At 44.9% G+C, this 18879-nt stretch carries 14 protein-coding genes and 1 tRNA gene; 9 read left to right on the forward strand and 6 right to left on the reverse strand.

Annotated elements, in window-relative coordinates:
- Nucleotides 1-11: 11 nt before the first annotated feature.
- Complete coding sequence (locus tag ABWQ15_RS12365; RefSeq protein WP_353909085.1) at nucleotides 12-2369, reverse strand: LuxR C-terminal-related transcriptional regulator; 2358 nt, start codon at nucleotides 2367-2369, stop codon at nucleotides 12-14.
- A 474-nt stretch (nucleotides 2370-2843) separates the two neighbouring features.
- On the opposite strand from ABWQ15_RS12365, the gene ABWQ15_RS12370 reads away from it, so the two are divergent.
- From ABWQ15_RS12370 to ABWQ15_RS12405, 8 genes are all read left to right on the forward strand, one after another.
- Entirely contained in the window at nucleotides 2844-3425 is a 582-nt protein-coding gene (locus ABWQ15_RS12370) for an SOS response-associated peptidase (protein ID WP_353909086.1), read from the forward strand.
- Nucleotides 3426-3614: 189 nt separating this feature from the next.
- Entirely contained in the window at nucleotides 3615-4766 is a 1152-nt protein-coding gene (locus tag ABWQ15_RS12375; protein WP_353909087.1) for a hypothetical protein, read from the forward strand.
- A complete protein-coding gene (locus ABWQ15_RS12380) occupies nucleotides 4756-5241 on the forward strand; it encodes a three component ABC system middle component (protein WP_353909088.1) in 486 nt (161 codons plus the stop codon). The genes ABWQ15_RS12375 and ABWQ15_RS12380 overlap by 11 nt, the downstream gene beginning before the upstream one ends.
- Nucleotides 5242-7161 carry a DUF3732 domain-containing protein gene (locus ABWQ15_RS12385; protein WP_353909089.1) on the forward strand — a complete coding sequence of 640 codons (1920 nt, stop codon included), beginning with the start codon at nucleotides 5242-5244 and terminating at the stop codon, nucleotides 7159-7161.
- A 333-nt stretch (nucleotides 7162-7494) separates the two neighbouring features.
- Entirely contained in the window at nucleotides 7495-10233 is a 2739-nt protein-coding gene (locus ABWQ15_RS12390) for a class I SAM-dependent DNA methyltransferase (protein ID WP_353909090.1), read from the forward strand.
- Nucleotides 10234-10759: 526 nt separating this feature from the next.
- Entirely contained in the window at nucleotides 10760-11953 is a 1194-nt protein-coding gene (locus ABWQ15_RS12395; RefSeq protein WP_353909091.1) for a hypothetical protein, read from the forward strand.
- Between the two features lie 611 nt (nucleotides 11954-12564).
- Nucleotides 12565-13437: a macro domain-containing protein gene (locus ABWQ15_RS12400; RefSeq protein ID WP_353909092.1), complete on the forward strand. Its 873-nt coding sequence runs from the start codon at nucleotides 12565-12567 to the stop codon at nucleotides 13435-13437.
- 51 nt (nucleotides 13438-13488) lie between these two features.
- Nucleotides 13489-14079: a TIR domain-containing protein gene (locus ABWQ15_RS12405; RefSeq protein ID WP_353909093.1), complete on the forward strand. Its 591-nt coding sequence runs from the start codon at nucleotides 13489-13491 to the stop codon at nucleotides 14077-14079.
- Nucleotides 14080-14492: 413 nt separating this feature from the next.
- Here ABWQ15_RS12405 and tnpC read toward each other — a convergent pair whose 3' ends face one another.
- The 4 genes from tnpC to ABWQ15_RS12425 all read right to left on the reverse strand — a co-directional run bounded on the left by tnpC (nucleotide 14493) and on the right by ABWQ15_RS12425 (nucleotide 17192).
- Nucleotides 14493-16028, reverse strand: a complete 1536-nt coding sequence (gene tnpC, locus ABWQ15_RS12410) for an IS66 family transposase (protein WP_353909094.1) — start codon at nucleotides 16026-16028, stop codon at nucleotides 14493-14495.
- A gap of 55 nt (nucleotides 16029-16083) precedes the next feature.
- Nucleotides 16084-16437: an IS66 family insertion sequence element accessory protein TnpB gene (gene tnpB / locus ABWQ15_RS12415; protein ID WP_353909095.1), complete on the reverse strand. Its 354-nt coding sequence runs from the start codon at nucleotides 16435-16437 to the stop codon at nucleotides 16084-16086.
- A complete protein-coding gene (tnpA, locus tag ABWQ15_RS12420; protein WP_353909096.1) occupies nucleotides 16434-16793 on the reverse strand; it encodes an IS66 family insertion sequence element accessory protein TnpA in 360 nt (119 codons plus the stop codon). Before tnpA ends, tnpB begins: the two co-directional genes overlap by 4 nt.
- A gap of 183 nt (nucleotides 16794-16976) precedes the next feature.
- On the reverse strand, nucleotides 16977-17192 hold the full coding sequence (locus tag ABWQ15_RS12425) for a helix-turn-helix domain-containing protein (protein ID WP_353909097.1): 216 nt from the start codon (nucleotides 17190-17192) through the stop codon (nucleotides 16977-16979).
- A 161-nt stretch (nucleotides 17193-17353) separates the two neighbouring features.
- Between ABWQ15_RS12425 and ABWQ15_RS12430 the strand changes: the two genes are divergently transcribed.
- Nucleotides 17354-17761 carry a hypothetical protein gene (locus tag ABWQ15_RS12430; RefSeq protein WP_353909098.1) on the forward strand — a complete coding sequence of 136 codons (408 nt, stop codon included), beginning with the start codon at nucleotides 17354-17356 and terminating at the stop codon, nucleotides 17759-17761.
- Nucleotides 17762-18655: 894 nt separating this feature from the next.
- On the opposite strand, the gene ABWQ15_RS12435 is transcribed toward ABWQ15_RS12430, so the two are convergent.
- A tRNA-Val gene (locus tag ABWQ15_RS12435) sits at nucleotides 18656-18732 on the reverse strand.
- Between the last annotated feature and the right edge of the window lie 147 nt (nucleotides 18733-18879).

Below are 18879 nucleotides of genomic sequence, written 5' to 3' on the forward strand. Positions count from 1 at the left end.
CGCGCGCCCTCCTATATCAGGCGCAGCTTATCAGCCGCGGCTCTGGCTTCGCTGCGGCGGCTGACGCCCAGTTTTTGCAGAATGCGGCTGACGTGAGTCTTGACCGTGGGCAGCTTGATGCCCAATATCTCCCCAATCTCCTGATTGCTCAGGTTCTGACAAAGCAGCTTCAAAACCTGCGTCTCCGCCGCCGACAGCGGCTCCATGGGCTGCACCTCCTGCTTCAAGAACCGGGGATACTCCACTGCCTGCGCCCGCGTGGCGGCAACCAGTGTGTCAAGATATGCCGCGTCGGCGTCCCAGCCGCAAGCGCCCAGCAGCGGCAGGATCGCCGCACCGTACTGCGCCATAGGCCAGATAAATTGATATTCGCGGCAGGTATCCAGCGCCCCGCAAAGCTCTATCTTCCATTCCGCGTCACCCGCGCGCTCCATGCACAGCGCTGAGAGCAGCCGGATGTGGATACCGTCCATCACCCGCCCGCAGTGTTCACAATAGGGCTTTAGCCGCGCTAAGAGCAACAGCGCGTTGTCGCACTCGCCCTCAAGAATCTGCACCATCGCCCGCGTCAGATACTGGTAGCGCCACATAGCCCACAGCCGCGCGTCATTTTTTGGGGCTTTTTCCCGCAGCCACGCCCGGGCGGCGTCCGTATCGCCCAGCCGGAGGTGGATGCGGCAGAGCATCGCGTCGATGTTGGGCGAAAAGCGCGCCTGCCCGGTGTCGAGGAATTTTTCGCGCAGACTCTCGATGGCCTCCAGCGCCGCCCGTGCTTTTCCCTGGGACACCTGCACCCGTGCCAGCAGACCCACCACGGCAAACTCAATGTCCGATGTACCCCTCGCCTGAATCTCGCCCAGACGCGACATGAGGGTGAGCAGGCGTTTCGACATGTCCTCGCCCTTTTCAAACTTGCTTTCGCAGATGGCGCAGTCGGCAAGCCCCACGCCGTCCCGGCCCAGCACGGTTTCCACCGGCCTTTTCATGGTGGCGTACAGCAGGTCGTCCTTTTTCGACCACTCGCAGAAGTCCTTTCCGCCGTTCATAATGCTGGGCAGAGTGCTGGTGACGGAAAACGCCGGCACCTTGAGCTGCTTGTCCGTCATGACCCGGAACACGCTGCCAATGACCTCGATCAGTCCCTTGCTCCCCCGCTGGGGCAGGGCAATGTCCAGATACGCCAGCTTACCCTGGACGGTTTTGTACTCGGAATCGGTCTTTTTGAGCCGCGCGGCATAGTCTTGCAGCGCGGCGTACCACCGCTCGGAGGCCTCGTAATCCAAGCACAGGGAGGTCAGCATACTCATGCCGCACATCAGCGCCGGGGATTTCAGAATTTCATCGTCCGGCAGAGCGAAGTAGTAATTCTGCAGTTGGTGGTAACGCCCGACACCGGGGTGCTGCTCTGCGTTTTTCACCAGCAGCGCGGACACCTTACCCTGTTCTCCCGCAAGGGAGTAGCATTCCAGCGCTTTGTCCGGTTCATCGTGCAGCTCGTGATAGAGCGCCGCGCGGCTGTACAAGCTGCGCTGCTCCGCGTCGGTGAGTTTCTGGTGCAGCTCCCACATCAGAAACACCCGGAAGATTGGCCAGAAATGATAAGTATCCAGTCCATCGAATAAAAGCATGGTGGTATCCCGCTGGATGATACCCAGCAGCTCCCCCGCCCGGGGATCGCCGCTGACCATCTTCGCAAGCTCCAGATGGAAGCTTTCAAACGGCGCAAGGCTCACCAGCAACCGCTGCAAGGGTGCGTCAAAACGGCGGTAGACCGCCTCATCAAAATAAATGAACAGCTCTCGCTTCGCCGAGTTCAAGATGTCCTCGCTGTATGCCCCGCCATTTTTCAGCTTGCGGCAGAGGATGTCCATGGCGATGGGATAACCTTTAAAGTCACGCTGAATGGCGCTCATATCACCGGGGCTGACCGCAATGCCGCGATCTTCCAGCATCCGCTGCGCGGTCGCGCGGTCGAAAAACAGGGCCTGCGATTCTATGGTGAGCAGGACGCCCGCAAATTGAAACGGCATCAGCCAGCCGGGGACCGCTCCGCGGCCCAGCAGTACAAAGTGCAAATCATCTCGGCTGCGAATCAGATTGCAGAGTGCCTCCCGGCGCTCCGGTTCCAGCAGAACCTGCAAATTGTCCACCAGCACCGCGTCGCAGTCCGGCGGGATATTGCCCGGCAAAAATTCCGCGTCCGCCGCGCTGAGCGCGCAGACGGTATGCCCGGCGAGCAGAGCCGTCGCCGTTGTGGTCTTGCCGCAGCCGCAGGGCGCGGAGAACAGAATGACCCGGCAGTGTTCCCAGCCGGTCAGAAAAATTTCCTTCAGCGAGGGCTTTATAATGACAGAAGCGCTGTCGCCCATGAGTCGCCCTCCTTTAACAATTAGTACATTTTTAAGAATTATTTTCCAATATACCAGCTAATTGTATCAGATAAAATTTATTTTGTAATCCATCCAAAGTATGATTGAGGGGGTAAAAAGTCAAATACCAAACGCGCAGAAAGAAGGCAACAAACGACTGTTTCCAGTCGTTTGCTGTCTTTCAAGTCAAAACCGCATTTCAAAATATTCACTAAAAAAATGTGCTGATACTTTGTAGCGCCTTTATCGCGCTGGACGAGCTTATAAAACTGAAATCGGCATGACCGAATTGCGCATGCCACTATTGGTAAACTAATTTCCGTTTTGAGTTTGAAAAAGTAACTTCTGCCATATGGGTTGAAGTTAACTTTTCAACTCACCGAGTTATTGCTAAGCTGAGTAGACATATTGGCAAATGTGCTATACTATATCAGGTATAGAAAGCTCATCTAAACTGGAAAGCAGGTGCCTAAAGTGTGTGGACGCTATCAGTTTACGGCAGAAGACAGCAAGGAAATTCAGCGAATTGTACAGGAGGTGCAGGAGCGCTGCGGACGTGACCAGTTTATGCCTGGGGACGTGTATCCCTCCAACAAGGCACCGGTCTTGCTGGAGTCACATGTCAACGTCGCACCTGACCTGCTGTATTGGGGCTTTCAGACGCCCAAGGCGCTGGTGATCAACGCCAGATCGGAAACGGCAGATCAAAAGTCCTTATTCCGAGACAGTTTAGAGCAGCGCCGCTGCGTGATTCCCTCCACAGGCTTTTACGAGTGGAGTAAGGACAAGCGGAAATATCTATTTCGCCTTCCGGAGCAACAGGTCCTCTACATGGCCGGAATCTACCAGGAGCGGGACGGGAAGAACTGCTATTGCATTCTCACCAAGGAAGCCAACGACTCCGTGCGGGAGGTTCATCCGCGTATGCCCGTCGTCCTGACGTCAGAACTGATCAACACTTGGATCATGGAGCCGGCAGCCTACCGGGAATTGCTCAAAAAAATACCGCCGCAGCTGCTGGCCACGGCGGAAGACAATCAGACGTCGCTCTGGTAATTGTGCGTCCTTGGGCAGGTTAAGTCCCGAGGGCGCTTTTTTTGTTGAAATTGACGTTATTATGGTGTATCCTAATTTTGGTAAATTGAGTGCAGCGCTGCGTTTCCATTAATAGCAATTATACGCAGTTCCCCAACGGTAGATTTTCGAAATTCTATATGTGTTAAGCAAAATAGAGGTGATTTAATAATGAGTAGAAAAAGAAATGATGCTACACCTTCTAAATTAGGAGATATATATCAGTATTTTATAGCTTTGCTGGACTGTTTCAAAATGAAAAACGGAGAGAAAATACAAATTGAACTTCAGGGCGATGTTACTTTAATTTCCGGTGACAACAATAGCTTTCAAAAAGAAGTAAAACACCATACTGGTTCATCTTATCTTTCAGATCGAGATATAGATTTATGGAATACCTTGAAAAACTGGATAATTGATTATCTAGATAGTATGAAATTTGATCAGCTAATTCTCTTTACTACAGCCGATATCGCGACCACCAGTATTTTTTGCAACTGGAATACGAAAGAAAAAACGGAAAAGTATAATATTCTTCATAAAATTGGGGAAAGGGCAAAAAAAGCTGAGGAAGGTTTTAGACCTTGCTACAATGATATTTTCAATTGTGGAAACATCACGAAAGAACAAGTCTGTGATTTGCTTGATAAATTTCAAATAGAGCATCTTCAGCCTCAAATACAGGGAATTTCTGCTCGCTTTTCACCTTACCTTGTCACTATTCCAGAGGTTAATCGAGATAACTATATCGCTTCACTCTTGGGCACTGTGCTTCAACAAGTCGTAAAACCGCCCCATATATGGGAGGTACCATTTGAAGTTTTTCAGGAGCACGCCCAAACTATTGCTCCCGCATACATGAAAGAGGGAGTAGTTCCTCTCCCCTTAGATTTTCTGTCAATTGAGCCTGATAGCACAGAACGTGAGGTCGCCAAAGAAAAAGCTTTTGTAAAAGCACTTGGAAACATTGAATATAAAAGGATAATTCCTCATGCAATATCAGATTATTGGAAAGCGACTAAGACTATTGCACGCTATTTTAGTGATAATATTTCATACACTGCCAGTCTGAGTGCGTACAGAGAGTCCTTAAGTCGACGAATGTTTTACGCAAAGGAGTCAGTCCTCAACGGCGAACCTTTATTAGAACGCAATCAAGAACTAAGTGCCTCAAGGAAATTATGTTCGGATGTGCTAGGATGGGAAGCGAATGACTTCGGAAGCATAGTTGCCAATCAATCTTTTTTCCAAAACGGAGTTATACACAATATTGTAGATGATGAAGACTTTGTGTGGGATATAGGTGATAATTATGAGCCTTAAAAACATTGAAACCTTATCACTGAATCCGCATTTTTTTAAGCATATGATTATTTGCTTCTTGTCTGGCTATGGAAAACCATGTGACCTAAAACTTATATTTATGGTTCTACCCATTTTGCTTTATGCTCCATCAAGAAAAAAACTTGCCTCGGCTAAATCTACGAGTCGCTTGGAGTCTTTATTTAGAGCGCAAGTCGAGGTTGATGGCAAGATAAAACTATCAGGAAAAACAAGGCTATCTGGATTTATGTCGCGGTATAAAATGCTTCAACCTGCAACTAAAAAAACAATAATAATTCTTCACAATCAAGGCCTTATATCCATTAATGGTCGCTACATAGTCACAAATAAAACTGTCTCTTATAAAGATTATAGTATATTTATATCAAGTTGGATGAAAGCTGCCTACTATTTAGGCGTTGTGTTTTCCAAATCTACAGAAGATCATATCACTTACTTTTTGGGGGTGGAATAGGTGAAAAGCTATATTAGTTCAATAGTGCTTCTCAATAGAGAGGAAAAAAGAATTGTACCACTTAAACAAGGAGTCAATATTATTACCGGAAACTCTAAGACGGGGAAAAGCGCTTTGGTAGAAATCATTGATTACTGTTTATGCAGCTCAAGATCTACGGTGCCAAAAGGAAAGATTACTGAATTTACTACATTATTTTGTATTACGTTAGTAATACAAAATAGCTGCTATGTAATTGCAAGGCAAAGCACTGAGCTCGGTTCCAAAATGTACTTATCTATAGAGGCTGAAAATTTTGATCCGAATATGCTTAATTTATCATATTTTGATGACAAATCTTTGCAATTACCTAGAGAAGTTAAATCTGAACTTGAGAGTGCGCTAGGTCTCATGGTATCAAATATGCAAACCGAAGATATAGATGCGAAACCCGAAAAGGCTTCTCTGCGGAACATGGTTTCATACTTATTTCAGCATCAAAATTTGATGGCAAGTAAATTCGCTTTGTTCTATAGATTTAGTGACTTTTATAAGCGCAAAGCCGTGATTCAACAATTTCCCGTTTTTTCCGGGTTGGTAGAACAAGAATATTACAGTAAACTGATTCGCCTTAATGAACTAAAATCTAGATTAAAAAAGTTGAGAAAGAATGAAGAAACCAACAAGGCTGCTTCCCAAAAGATTAAAATGGCACTCAGTCCTTTGCTTGAGAATTACTTTGCCCTATTAAATTTGACTTTTGATAACTCGGCTTCATTGTCTAAGATGATTGAGATAGCCAATGCTCTCCCAACGTTTGATGACTCTCCGCTATTTAATGATCAAGGAATTATGAATCGATATCATGAGCTTTGTCGTGAACTGGACAATTACAGGGATCAAGAACACGAGATATCTGTACAAATAAGTGATATAGAGAATGCAAATAAGGCGGGTACCGGCTTCATCGAGGTTCTTGGTGAACTTCAAGAAAAAGCCAAAATTTCCTCTCCAGAGGATGATGCTAACTATATTTGTCCACTATGTGGAAACTCCTGTGACGATATCAAGGCTGCAGATCAAAATATATTAAACGCATCATCGTGGCTTGATGATGAATTGGCAATAACTTCAAAATACACTGCTGATTTTTCTGAGGAAATCAGGAAGCTATCTAGTATTAAAGATGAAATCGTTAGGAACATAAAGCTGACTTGGGGGCAAATCAAGGATATTGAGCGCAACTATATAAACTCAAAGGAATTGTTGTCCAAAAAAGAACAAGTTGAGTATGCAAAAGTTAAAATCCTCCTTTATGTTGAAATGATTAACACCGGTGTGTTTAAAAATGTAGATTTAGATGCAGAGGAACTGCAGGGTGAAATATTAAAACTCGAATCCCGAATTGCCGGTTTTGATTTAGATACCGAAATGCAAAAAGCGCAGATTTTTATATCTGAAAATATGAATAGGCTTGCTTTAACCTTGGATTTTGAAGATGAGTATAAACCGATCAACTTAAATTTTGGATTGATCGATGAAACTTTTGATATATATCATCACCAAAACCATCGCGATAAGATATTCTTATACGAAATGGGAAGTGGTGCAAACTGGGTGTCCTGTCATATCGCCTTGTTTTTAAGCTTGTTACGTTATTTTTGCAAAAATCCCAAAGCACCGATATTAACTACAATGTTTTTTGATCAGCCGAGCCAAGTGTATTTTCCTCAACCAGAAAAGAAAACATCGGCTGATATAGCTGCAGTAGAAAAAATGTACAAAACTATCTTCGACGAGATAAACTCTATCGGTAAGGACTATGGAATACTGCCTCAAATAATAATTGTAGATCATGTTTCTGGTTCGGAACTGACTCATAAAAAAGAATTTTTGAGCTATGTTAGAAGAGATTGGCGTGACGGTAGGCATTTAATATGAAACTAATATTGATTGGCGTTCCATTATGAGCAACTCGAGCAACAGCAGGGACTATGTAAGCTTCGCAGTATATTTATGATGGATAGACGATGGAACAACACCAACAGAAACAGCTACAAAGGAAATTACACAGGAAATCAAAGCTAAACTTGCAGCTATGACCGACAAGAAGCCAACAGAGGATGATATAGCCGCTGCGGTGGTAGCAGTTGTCAGCCAGAGGATGGGAATGGGTAGCGCCAATTCTCAGTTTGTAGCGAAGTTGATGCAGCTGTTTATTCGCAGTACCGAGGGATAACGGGAGATGCAGACTTTCAGAGGAGGAACAACCTTATGATCTTAACATGGGAACAGATACAGGCTAATGCGATTGCTTTCTCAAAACGCTGGCAAAACGCCAAGCGCGAGGAGGCTTTGGCGCAGACCTTTGAAAAAGAGTTTTTAGCAGTATTCGGCGTAGAGGACGTTCTTGCCGTGGGTGAATACGAATACAAAGTGCCGCTTGACGATGGACATAACGGATATATCGACTATTATTGGCCGAAGAAAATTGCCATTGAATTCAAAACCCGCGGCAAGGATTTGAACAAAGCGTATTCTCAACTAAAAGACTATGTGCTGCATTTGCCCGGTGCAGATATGCCGAATTTGCTGATGGTCTGCGACTTTGAAACTATAGTGCTACACCACAGAAATACAGGCGAGCAAATACAATTTGAGACAAAAGACCTTCGAAAATATATCAAGCAGTTCGCGAATATCGCCGGATATGAAACCACTCGCACTTATGAGAATCAAGTGGAGGTCAACGTCAAGGCAGCCGAGAAAATGGCAAAACTACATGACGCGCTCAAGGCGCATGGCTATGAGGGACACGTGCTGGAGGTATACCTTGTTCGGCTATTGTTTTGCCTGTTTGCCGATGATACGGGTATCTTCCCGAAAGACAGCTTTGTAAACTACATAGAGAACTCCAAAGAGGACGGCTCCGACCTCTCCATGCGGTTGGCGCAGCTCTTTGAAGTTTTGAATCTGTCCGATGAATTACGGAAAAAGCGCACACTTCTTTCGCCGGAGCTGCTGCAATTCCGCTATATCAATGGTCACCTGTTTGCCGACCCGTTACCCTTTGCCGATTTCAACGATAAAATGCGGCTGACCCTTGCTGATTGCTGCAAATTCGATTGGAACAAGATTTCCCCCGCTATCTTCGGTGCTATGTTCCAAGGCGTTATGGATAAAGACCAGCGCCGAGAGCTTGGCGCGCACTACACAAGCGAAGAAAATATCTTAAAGCTCATTAACCCGCTGTTTTTGGACGAATTGTGGGAGGAGTTTGAGCGTGTCAAGACAACGCCCGCGCTGCTTGACCGTTTTCACGATAAGATTGCAAACCTCAAATTTCTTGACCCCGCCTGCGGTTGCGGTAATTTTCTTATCATCACATATCGGGAATTGCGGAGGCTTGAATTTGAAATTCTGAAAATGAAGTTTTCACAACTTGCATTCGCACAGGCAACTATTGGAGAGAACCCGCTGGAAAACGAAATTCGTGTGAATGTAGAACAGTTTTATGGTATCGAGTATGAGGATTTTCCGTGCCAAATTGCACAGGTAGGAATGTGGCTGATGGATCACCAGATGAACAATGCCGTTGCCGACTACTTGGGCTTTCCTTTTGTTCGTTTGCCGCTACGTCAAAGCGCAACGATTGTGAATGAAAACGCCCTGCAGATAGCTTGGGAGGATGTTGTACCTAAGCCGGAGCTTTCCTACATTCTTGGTAACCCGCCGTTTGTCGGCGCGCACATGATGGCACAGGGCAGCCCGCAAAAGCGCGAGGTCGAAGAAACCTTTGGGTATATAAAAGATGTGCAGGATTTGGATTATGTGACCTGCTGGTATAAAAAGGCTGCGCAGTATATTCAAGATACAGGTATTGAGGTTGGATTTGTTTCTACAAACTCAATTTGTCAAGGCGCACAAGTTCCAATTCTTTGGAATGTGTTGCTGAACGATTTACACATTTATATCAAATTTGCTCATCAAACATTCAAATGGAGCAACGAGGCGAAAGGAAAAGCGGCTGTATTCTGCGTGATTGTTGGATTCTCACTGCACAACAGAGAGAAGAAAAAGTTGTATTCTTATGAAACCGTATCCGCAGAACCAACGGAGAGTGTTGTCGCAAATATTAATCCGTATCTGCTATCGGGAAATGATTGCTTTGTTACAGCACAGAAAAAGCCGCTTTGCGATGTACCGGAAATGAAATTTGGAAGTCAGCCCCGCGATGGAGGCTTTTTTGTACTATCACCGGAGGAACGAGCAGAAATACTTGCTCAAGAGCCTGCGCTTGCAAAGGTCATTAAAGCTTATATTGGCGCAGACGAATTTATCAAAGGGAAGGAACGGTATTGCATTTGGCTGCACAATGAACCGTTTGAAATTATTAAGAACAGCAAGATTTTGAAAGAACGGATCGCCGCCGTTGAAAAATTTCGGTTGAAGAGCACCGCTAAAACCACAAATGCCTATGCAAAGGTGCCGGCGATTTTTGCTCAAATCGCACATCCATATTCTGATTATCTTATTGTACCATCAGTGTCTTCCGAGCGCAGAAGATACATTCCGATTGGATTTATGGATGCCAATACGATTGCAAGCAATGCCGTCCAAATTGTTCCCAACGCTACGCTGTATCAATTTGGTATTTTGACCTCCAATGTCCATATGGCATGGATGCGAACAGTTGCAGGTAGATTGAAAAGCGATTATCGTTACTCAAAAGAGCTTGTTTACAATACTTTCCCGTGGCCGGATGCCGATGAGAAACAAAAGGCAGTGATTGAGGCAGCAGCACAGGCTGTTTTGGATGAGCGTGCAAAGCACCCAGGTGCAAACCTTAGAGATTTATATGAGCCGACATTGATGAAGGTTTCGGGTTTGCAGGCTGTTCATACCAAATTAGACCGCACTGTATGGTCGGCATATGGAGCAAAATGGAACTCCGAAGCGGAGTGCGTTGCTGATTTGATGGAAAGATATCAAAAGTTGGTAAGCAATAAATAGGAGGAAGATATGCGGCCATTCCATGACTATGATTTAGGCATGGTTATTAAAACTGTGTGAGTAAATAGAAAAGCATAGCAACGACGAAATAATGGCAAATGACTTGAATCTTCTCGCAAACAACTGCTATGAGCAGTTTTATATTGAGCCGGTAAACATAAGCTTCTCTTCAATCCGGAAAATCACCGCTTCAATGAAGGAAACATAATTGTGATTGAAGCGGATGCTGTGGATTCGTGATGCGATTATACTGAATCACAAACGGCAGCAATCCGGAATTTCCTGATAACTGCCACTTGTGTTTAGACGGGGTGATTGAGCAAAATGATTTTAACAGTTGCTTGGCATCGGCTTGGGCTTTTGAACTTCGCAGTTTGTTTATCAAACGTTCAGGAGATTGATAGAGCATTCAAACATCAAGCCGCAACAGACTTTCACAGAAAGATGTTGAGGAAATATTAAGGTTGTTATCTTAAAACGCGATAAACGCAAGCACTGTTATGAATACATAACGGGAGGAAATAGCATGACTAACAAAGAAAATATGGCATTAACTGAACTGAACGGTGCCAATGGTGCTTTGCAGCGAAGTATTCGTGTGGAGCAAGCACTAGCTGAAATAAAAGACACATTTCAAGCGCCAATGCTCGCGAAGATTCCTTTTGCTGAAATTGCAACACTTGGCGGATCCTTTTCAGGAGTAGTGGAAACATTAGCAACTCCTGCGGCAGAGGGCATATACAGATGTGTTTTCCCAAAGGGAGTATCCGGTTCACTTGCTATGGCAAAAGACGGTAGCGGTGCACTTGGTGCTATTATGAATGAGAGTGGAATTGCCGGACAGGCTCGATGGCTTCCGGTCGACAAAGCTATTGGCCCCGCTTGCCTGAGAGCAACTCTTGTGGCCGTTGCTGTTCTTGCTGTTGTAAAACAAATCAGCGACATAAAAGACGGTCAGAAAGAGATTGTCAGCATTTTAGAACGCGATAAAAAATCTCAGCTTCTTGCGGATTATGATATTCTTGCTTCTTATATGGATGACTACAAATATTATTGGGAAAATGAAGCCGATACAGTAGTGAACCTGAATCAAGTTAAAAATATAAAAAGAAACGCACAAAAGGATATTCGCTCATACACACAACGGCTAGAAGAATTGGTGGCTGAAAAGACTAATCTTTTGAAGATGCAAACTGCTTCTCAAAGCATTGGCAAGATTCTAAATTGCTTTGTTCACTATAAGCTTGCGCTACACGTGTTTGCACTGTCTGAATATATGGAAGTAATGTTGTCGAAAAACTTTCAAGCAGAGTTTTTAAATAAAATATCTGCCGATCTCCGAGATTGTTCTATCCGTTTCCGAGAGCTATATACAAATTGCTATGATAAAATAGAAAAGCTTAAAAAAGAAGCGTTGACAACACAAGCAGCTAACAAATTTGCAAAAGCAACTTCTGATTTAGGCAGGCTGATTGGAAAAATTCCTGTCGTAGAAAAAGGATCAATTGATGAGTTCCTGATTAGCATTGGTGCATCGATTGATGAAACCGAAAAAAAGCAACTCGAAAAAACGATGAATTTCTTTATTCAGTACAAAGAAAGCGGGATTATCCCGGTTGCAGAACACATCGATACTATCAATACGCTCTCCAATAAGCCGGTAATAATGCTGTATAACAAAGATGTTTTGTGCTTCGAAGAGATAGAGGAAGCTGTATAATTCGGTCGCCACCGTGCAAGCAATTTCGTTTAATGAATAGCGAATTATCCGAATAAAGGCGCGAAAAAAGCAGTCGAGAAGAAATATCTCAACTGCCTTTGTTTGGATAATTCCATAGCACGAAATCGCCATCTATGGGGAAAGTATAATTTCTCTTGCTTAATTTCCGACAAGTATAGTATCCGCAAAAGCCTTGCAAATCAAGGATTGCGGCGGATACGAAATAGAGAAATTATACTTTTTGGCACAACAAATAAACCTCCTCTGGTATCGTTCCAGCCGTTTTTCTTTAGAGGCAACGTGGTTTATGTTGTGGTACTATTCTATCAGCTGATGAAAACACTGTCAATACCACCGCCGCAGGCGGTTTAGTGCTATGTTTACATTGTGAAGAGAGCAAGGCCCAATTATTTATATTAAATGCAGTAAGGTAATATAATGGAATGGATTTGCGTTTAAACATACCCTAATGAATTGTTTAGCAGGCATTAATTAAAATGGAAAAATAGTTGAATTTTGTTAAATAATGGTATATTCTTACAGAAGAGAGAAAAGTGGTTACCACAACAGGAAGTTTGAAAAAAAGGTAATCATATATTTGGTGATTGTATATGAAAAGAGTACTTATTAATAAAAAATACTTTAAAAGAAGTTTTATTACTTCTGTAAGTTTTATTTTTGCAATTATTTCGGCAGTTCAAATATTCTTTTCATTGGAGAATGATTTTGGAATAAAACTTGATAATCCATGTAAAAAATTGATTGCACTTATCATTCCTATTTTGCTTGCTGGGCTAATTGCTATTATTAGAACCTGCACATTTAAAAAAAACACATTAGTTGATGAAACCCAGCTCTCCGTTATATTACGTTACGGGAATCTGTGGAAATATGGTTTTCCGAGGTTTTGCAACAAAAAAAGAATTGTTGTTGTAAATGTCAATACAGCATTTGATACTATTGTTGATCCCCCCGAGGTTCATAAACCATTAGTTAGTGCAAGAACTGTTCATGGACAGTGGATTGAACAGATGGTGAAACGAGGAGTGTCCCTGGACAAGTTAAATATCGAGATAAAGAAGAGCTTAGACGAACAGAGAATAGTCCCGTCCACTGTTCTCAATAAAGACAGAGGTAATGCTGATATTTACCCCAGGGGTACTATTGCACTTTATCAGTATAATAATACGACTTTCTATTTATTAGCACTATCTGAATTTGATGAGAAAAATAATGCGCAGAACTCTCAGGAAGAACTGCGAAAAACAATCTTAAAGTTAATTGAGTTTATAGGTCATTATAGTCAGGGTTATGATGTCTATATTCCTGTTATGGGTTCTGGTAATTCTCGCACAGGAATAGATGATCAAACTGCACTTGAATTATTGTCATCGAATTTAAAACTTAATCGTAATGATTTGCGTGGTAAAATCAGTGTCGTAGTTTACGAAGGAAATAGAGATAAAGTAACAATAGGAGGATAAATTGTTATGTCTCAAAAATATAAATAGCGAAAATTAAAGCAAGTTATCAACATGGAAAAAGTGAAAGGAGATACTATGGCATATCGAAATGGTAACTATTCCGCATTCTATGTCAGCGAACCATTTAGCGAAAGTAATCTGGGAGCTTCGAGCACACACGACTTTGTTTACTACAACATGTTGCGTATGTGGAAAGCCGCTGACGATGATTTCCCATTCAATGATTCGCACAACAAAACCTATAATGTCCGTGATGGAAGTGACTGGGAGAAGACGCTAAAGCCTCGTCTCCATGAACGTTTGGACAACTCAAAAAATATCATTTTGTTCCTAAGTTCTATTACAGTAAACAGCCGCGCATTGCGGGAAGAAGTGGATTATGGTATTAACACCAAAGGTCTTCCTGTAATAGTAATTTATCCCGATTATTCAGAAAAATCTGACATCGTTGATAGTAACGGCAACTTTAAAAAGCAGATAAAGGATTTATGGGACAAACTTCCAAAGTTTCGTGATAGTAAGTCGTCCGTTGCAGTTCTTCATGTACCATGTAAAAAGATACATATTACATCAGCCTTAAACGACACGGGTTTTATGGTAAATACGATGAAAGATGCGGAAGACTATTACTATAAACCGTAATAGTGAAGTACCGGTTTTATGCGGTTTTCAGATACTCGTTCATTAAAAAAGATATGTATGATACGACTATTGCCAAAAAAGATATCCAGCAAGGAGGCCAGTAGTTCACAGTGCAAAATTGATGTCTGAGTTTCCCAGTTTGTTTACACCATGAAATAGGGCATAATAGTTCGTTCTTTCTTATCTAAGACGGCTTGGTACCTCAATTTTTCGCTACGTTTTGATTGTTTTGACCCACATGCTATAAGATGGAGCAGCAAGCCATAAAAATACACGAGGGGGGCTCTGGAGTATATTCTCGAGAGCTCCCCTTTGTGTTATGCTATCCGATTAAAACTCAGTATGGTAAAGTACGCTCGCTATAACGTATTTGTAAGCGTCAAATGCCAATATAAAAGGCCAGCGTCGGAGGGTCAGGCCCCAGCGCCGGTCTTAAAATAGTTTGGCAGCAGCGCATCAAGCTGTTCGGTGTCGTGCAAATCCAAATTTGGTGCGGCTCGGAAAATGTGCGTCAGATAGTCATACGGTTTCAGCCCGTTTTCCTTGGCCGTCTCAATGAGCGAATAAATCACCGCGCTGGCCTTGGCTCCTCTTGGGGTATTTGCAAAGAGCCAGTTTTTTCTTCCAATGACAAAGGGCTTAACGCTGCGCTCCGCTCGGTTGTTGGAAAATTCCAAGCGGCCGTCCAGCAAATATTTTTCCAGATATTTTCGCTGTGACCTGGCATAGTATGCCGCTTTGCCCACAGCAGATTTTGGCGCAGCTCCACACAAATCTGCCCATGCAAAAAACTCCTCCATGAGCGGCTTGGAGGATTCTATGCGCTTTTCAAATCTCTGCTCAGGGGGCAGGTCCTCAAATTCATGCTCCAGCGCAAACAGTCGGTCGCAGTAGCGTTTTCCAATGAAAGCAAGACTCGCCTCACGACCTTTTTCCGGCACAATTTTCAGTGCCTCGTCAAACTTTCGTCTTAGATGCGCCCAACAGCCCACAACCGCAATGCGTTCGGGTAGCTTGTGGTACCCATCGTAGCCATCTGCGTGAAGATAACCACTCCAGCCCTCCAAAAACTGCTTGGGATGCTCTGCCTTGCGGCTGAGCTGGTAGTCATACAGCACGATTGGATGCTCTGCACACCCACTTGTTCGGTATAGCCACATGTAGCTCTTGGATTGTGCTGTTTTACCCGGCTCCCGCAGCACCTGCAAGGTCGTTTCATCTGCGTGCAGCACATCCTGTTCCAGTAATTGCTCCTTCATGCGGTTGTAAACCGGTTCCAGCCAATCCTCTGCCGCTTTGAGCAGCCAGTTGGACATGGTCTGTCTGCTTAGCAGGATGTCATCCCGCTGAAATTCCTGTTCCTGCCGGTACAGCGGAACGCTCATTACAAATTTTTGGTTCATAATGTGCGCCACAGCCTCCGGCGAGGCAAAGCTTCCCGAAATGACCGGCTTCGGCACCTCCGCTTTCCGAATGGGAACACGAATGTCAGTTTGCTCACAGTGCCGGCAGCTGTACACAGCGCGGCGGTGCTCCACAATGCTCGCCTGTGCCGGAATAATCTTCAGCTCACGGCGGCTCTCATACCCCATAACGTGCAGCGCACAACCGCACTCGCAGCATACCTGCTCATCCTCAGATAGGGTGTATTCAATTATCTCAACGGGCAAGTCCTCAGGCAGACGGTCGGTAGCGGAACGCTTCTTACGGTAGTGCTTTTCTACCTCCACAAGCTCCGGCTCGGGCTGCTCAGGCATTGCCATGACTTCAACCTCATTGAATAAATTCAGCTGCGTAAGGTCGTACTCAGACTTCTCACTGGATGCACCAAACTGCCTGTGCCGAGAAAGGCGCATCTGTTCCAGCAGGTATTCCACCTGCCGTTCCAGACGCGCCCGTTCTCCGACTAAATTGTCGTATTCAGCTTTTGTAATTGTTACTGTTTCCATAGATGAATTGTACCATGAAAACAGCCGGAACACAAGTGTTTCCAATGCTTTCAGGTCATATTACCCGTCGCTCCGTTACCTCGTTTCGCTTGAGCTTCAGCTCGATTTTCGCTCCGCCCAGAAGAATGGATAACTCCTCCGAGGTCATCGTCATAACCGCATCTTCGCCAACGCTCGGCCACTTGAAATGTCCCTTCTCCAAGCGCTTAAAGTACAGCCAGAACCCATCACCGTCCCATTCCAGTATCTTCAGTCGGTCACGGCTGCGGTTGCAGAATACGAACAGCGCTCCGCCGAATGGGTCGAGCCGGAAGCTGCTCTCCACGATGGCGCTCAGCCCGTTTATGCTCTTGCGCATATCCGTGTGACCGCAGGCAAGGTACACGCTTTTGTTCCCAAACCGCATCATAATGCTTTCAGTGTCCGGCAGACCTTCGCTAAAAGCTCCGGAGTTGTCTCAGCAGTCACAGCAACACGGCAACCGTTGATTTCTATGGTTACAGGTGCTTCCGCAGGAGTATTTTCGGCAGGAGATAACTGCATCCAGCCCGTGGGTACGAGGCCCGTTTCAGTATTAGACGACTGCTCGGCAAGCTCTTTGCACGCAGCGTCACGCAGCCGACGCTGCCAATAGAAATATGTGTTTTCTGCAAAGCCCTTCATCGCGCAATACGCACGGATACTTTGCCCAAGCTCCGTGCGCTCTTTCATCAGTTCTGACCATTTCGCCAAACGGTATTGATATGTCACTTCTTTTGAGGTCATTACCATCCCCTACTTCCGTCATGAAAATCCACATTGTGCGTTCTCATGTTTTCGTAGGTCTATTGTAGGACACGGTGTTTGACTATGCCACGTACCGCCGGGATTGACGCTTACACGTATTTACAAGAGAGGAAGATATAAAAAGCCATGTCTCCTCTTACGTTCTGTTTAAGTCCCTGAGGATTACTTCTCAGTGGCTTCGTTATCTGCATATTCCATCAGATCACCAGGCTGGCAACGCAAAAGACGGCACAGGTGATCTACAGTATCAGTTCGAATGAGTTCGTTTTTTCGGAGCTTATTAACGGTGGCTGCGTGTAATCCGTTTTGGCGGAGCCAATATGTGGCGGTCTTACCCTCTGTTGCGAGCCGCGCAAACAACTTATCATACTTAATCAAAGCTATCCCTCCCTAAAATAGTTTACCAATTCCGTTTGTCTATTACAATGTACAAAACTTACAAAGAATGTTGTCTATCTTCGTGTAATTTAGTAGTTGCTAGCTTGTCTACTATAGTGTACAATTATACTATAAAATCAGATAGAAGGTAGGCTCATGAAATGGAACAGCTTTTCAAATATTACGGCACGGTATCGAGCATAAGCTTTAGCAGCAAAGGGTGCGGCGCAGCGGATCTGATCCTGGGCGATATTACAGATCGAGACAAGCCCCCGGTGCGTGTCGAGGCGCACGGTGCGCTTGCGAAATACATCAACGAAATTGAGATGACTGACGCCGAGGAGCGCTATATCCGTTCTGATTGGTACTACGACAGTAATCTGTTTCTCTATCGCATTGAGGTTCCCAGCGGCAACCAGCATATCCCCGCAAAGGTAATTACACAGGCTGACTTCCTCTCCGATGAGCTGGCGATCTTCGGGCCGCAAGAGTACATCGAGACAGACGAGCCAGAGGCCATGAGCCCAGAACAGTTAGTAGCCTGGAGTGATTACCGCTTCAATCACTAAGTCAGTGCCTGTCCTACCGGGCATACGGGGAGGAAGGAGTGCAGCGTAATGACCATCGTCCTATGTACTATCGGTGCGGCTACACTCACGTCCTGGTTCTTTCGCTTACTTGACGCAATTGATAGGCCATGTAAGAGGCAGCAGCCGCAACACCGTTGAATGAGATCCGAAATATATGCTACCCTTACCAACCTTCGGACTAAATTAAATTGCCGCAAAATTACCACTTATTTCTTGCAATTCCTCCTATCTGGCGGTACAATGGCGAAGTGCCATAAGCACACAGGTTATTACACTGGGGTTTGAGCCCCAACAGGGGCGCGTGAGCCGAGAGGCTCCACCGGTGTTCTAACATATATGTTTGAGGTAAAGCAAAAGGCCCTCCCCTTTCGGGAAGAACCTTTTGCCTCAAACGCACAGTGCACCTTGAAAAAATCCAAAGCGCTTTATTCGATAATAGCTGCTAGCACAGCCATTGTCCACAGATATTAAAAATATTTTGCCTAACTGGCAAGATCTCTTATTTGCGTAGAAGTTTCTTTGGCTATACAGCGGAAGATTTGAACAAGACAATCGGCGGGCTGTACCGAGAGGACGGCCAGCACTGGGAACAATGCCGGGCGAGGCATCATGATTCCTCTGTGGCGACGATCATCCTTCAGGGATGGGAGCCTAAGAAGCTGCAATGAAACGCCGATTGATAATGATACTTCCTCACGGCCCCGCATGGACTTGACGGGGAGGCTGCATCGGTGTGCAGTCCTATGCGCCCACAGAAAGGACTGGTAATCCTTTTTGCCTTCGGGCGGTTCTTCCGCTACTTTTTTCGCTATATGCGATTCTGAGGCAAAGATGTAAGTTTTTTTACATCTTTGCCTGAAAATCGTGTTAAAGTGGTGGACGATACAGGACTCGAACCTGTGACCCCCTGCACGTCAAGCAGGTGCTCTAGCCAGCTGAGCTAATCGTCCGAAACGAACAGACATAGAATACACGAAAGACTCTGTTTTGTCAACTGCTTTTGAAGAAAAAATAAAATTTTGAGATCTCAGTAGTCTGACGGTAGCCAAGCAGAGAGCGACAACTGAACAATGAACGGGATAACCAAGTTGTCAGAA

It is taken from the genome of Oscillibacter sp. (genome assembly GCF_040505565.1).
Classification (GTDB): domain Bacteria; phylum Bacillota; class Clostridia; order Oscillospirales; family Oscillospiraceae; genus Oscillibacter.

Bases quoted from the DNA above. Each gene is read 5' to 3' on its own strand.
- ABWQ15_RS12365 (WP_353909085.1), bottom strand. From the start codon at position 2,369: ATGGGCGACAGCGCTTCTGTCATTATAAAGCCCTCGCTGAAGGAAATT.
- ABWQ15_RS12375 (WP_353909087.1), top strand. From the start codon at position 3,615: ATGAGTAGAAAAAGAAATGATGCTACACCTTCTAAATTAGGAGATATA.
- ABWQ15_RS12380 (WP_353909088.1), top strand. From the start codon at position 4,756: ATGAGCCTTAAAAACATTGAAACCTTATCACTGAATCCGCATTTTTTT.
- ABWQ15_RS12390 (WP_353909090.1), top strand. From the start codon at position 7,495: ATGATCTTAACATGGGAACAGATACAGGCTAATGCGATTGCTTTCTCA.
- ABWQ15_RS12395 (WP_353909091.1), top strand. From the start codon at position 10,760: ATGACTAACAAAGAAAATATGGCATTAACTGAACTGAACGGTGCCAAT.
- ABWQ15_RS12400 (WP_353909092.1), top strand. From the start codon at position 12,565: ATGAAAAGAGTACTTATTAATAAAAAATACTTTAAAAGAAGTTTTATT.
- ABWQ15_RS12405 (WP_353909093.1), top strand. From the start codon at position 13,489: ATGGAAAAAGTGAAAGGAGATACTATGGCATATCGAAATGGTAACTAT.
- tnpC (WP_353909094.1), bottom strand. From the start codon at position 16,028: ATGGAAACAGTAACAATTACAAAAGCTGAATACGACAATTTAGTCGGA.
- tnpB (WP_353909095.1), bottom strand. From the start codon at position 16,437: ATGATGCGGTTTGGGAACAAAAGCGTGTACCTTGCCTGCGGTCACACG.
- tnpA (WP_353909096.1), bottom strand. From the start codon at position 16,793: ATGACCTCAAAAGAAGTGACATATCAATACCGTTTGGCGAAATGGTCA.
- ABWQ15_RS12430 (WP_353909098.1), top strand. From the start codon at position 17,354: ATGGAACAGCTTTTCAAATATTACGGCACGGTATCGAGCATAAGCTTT.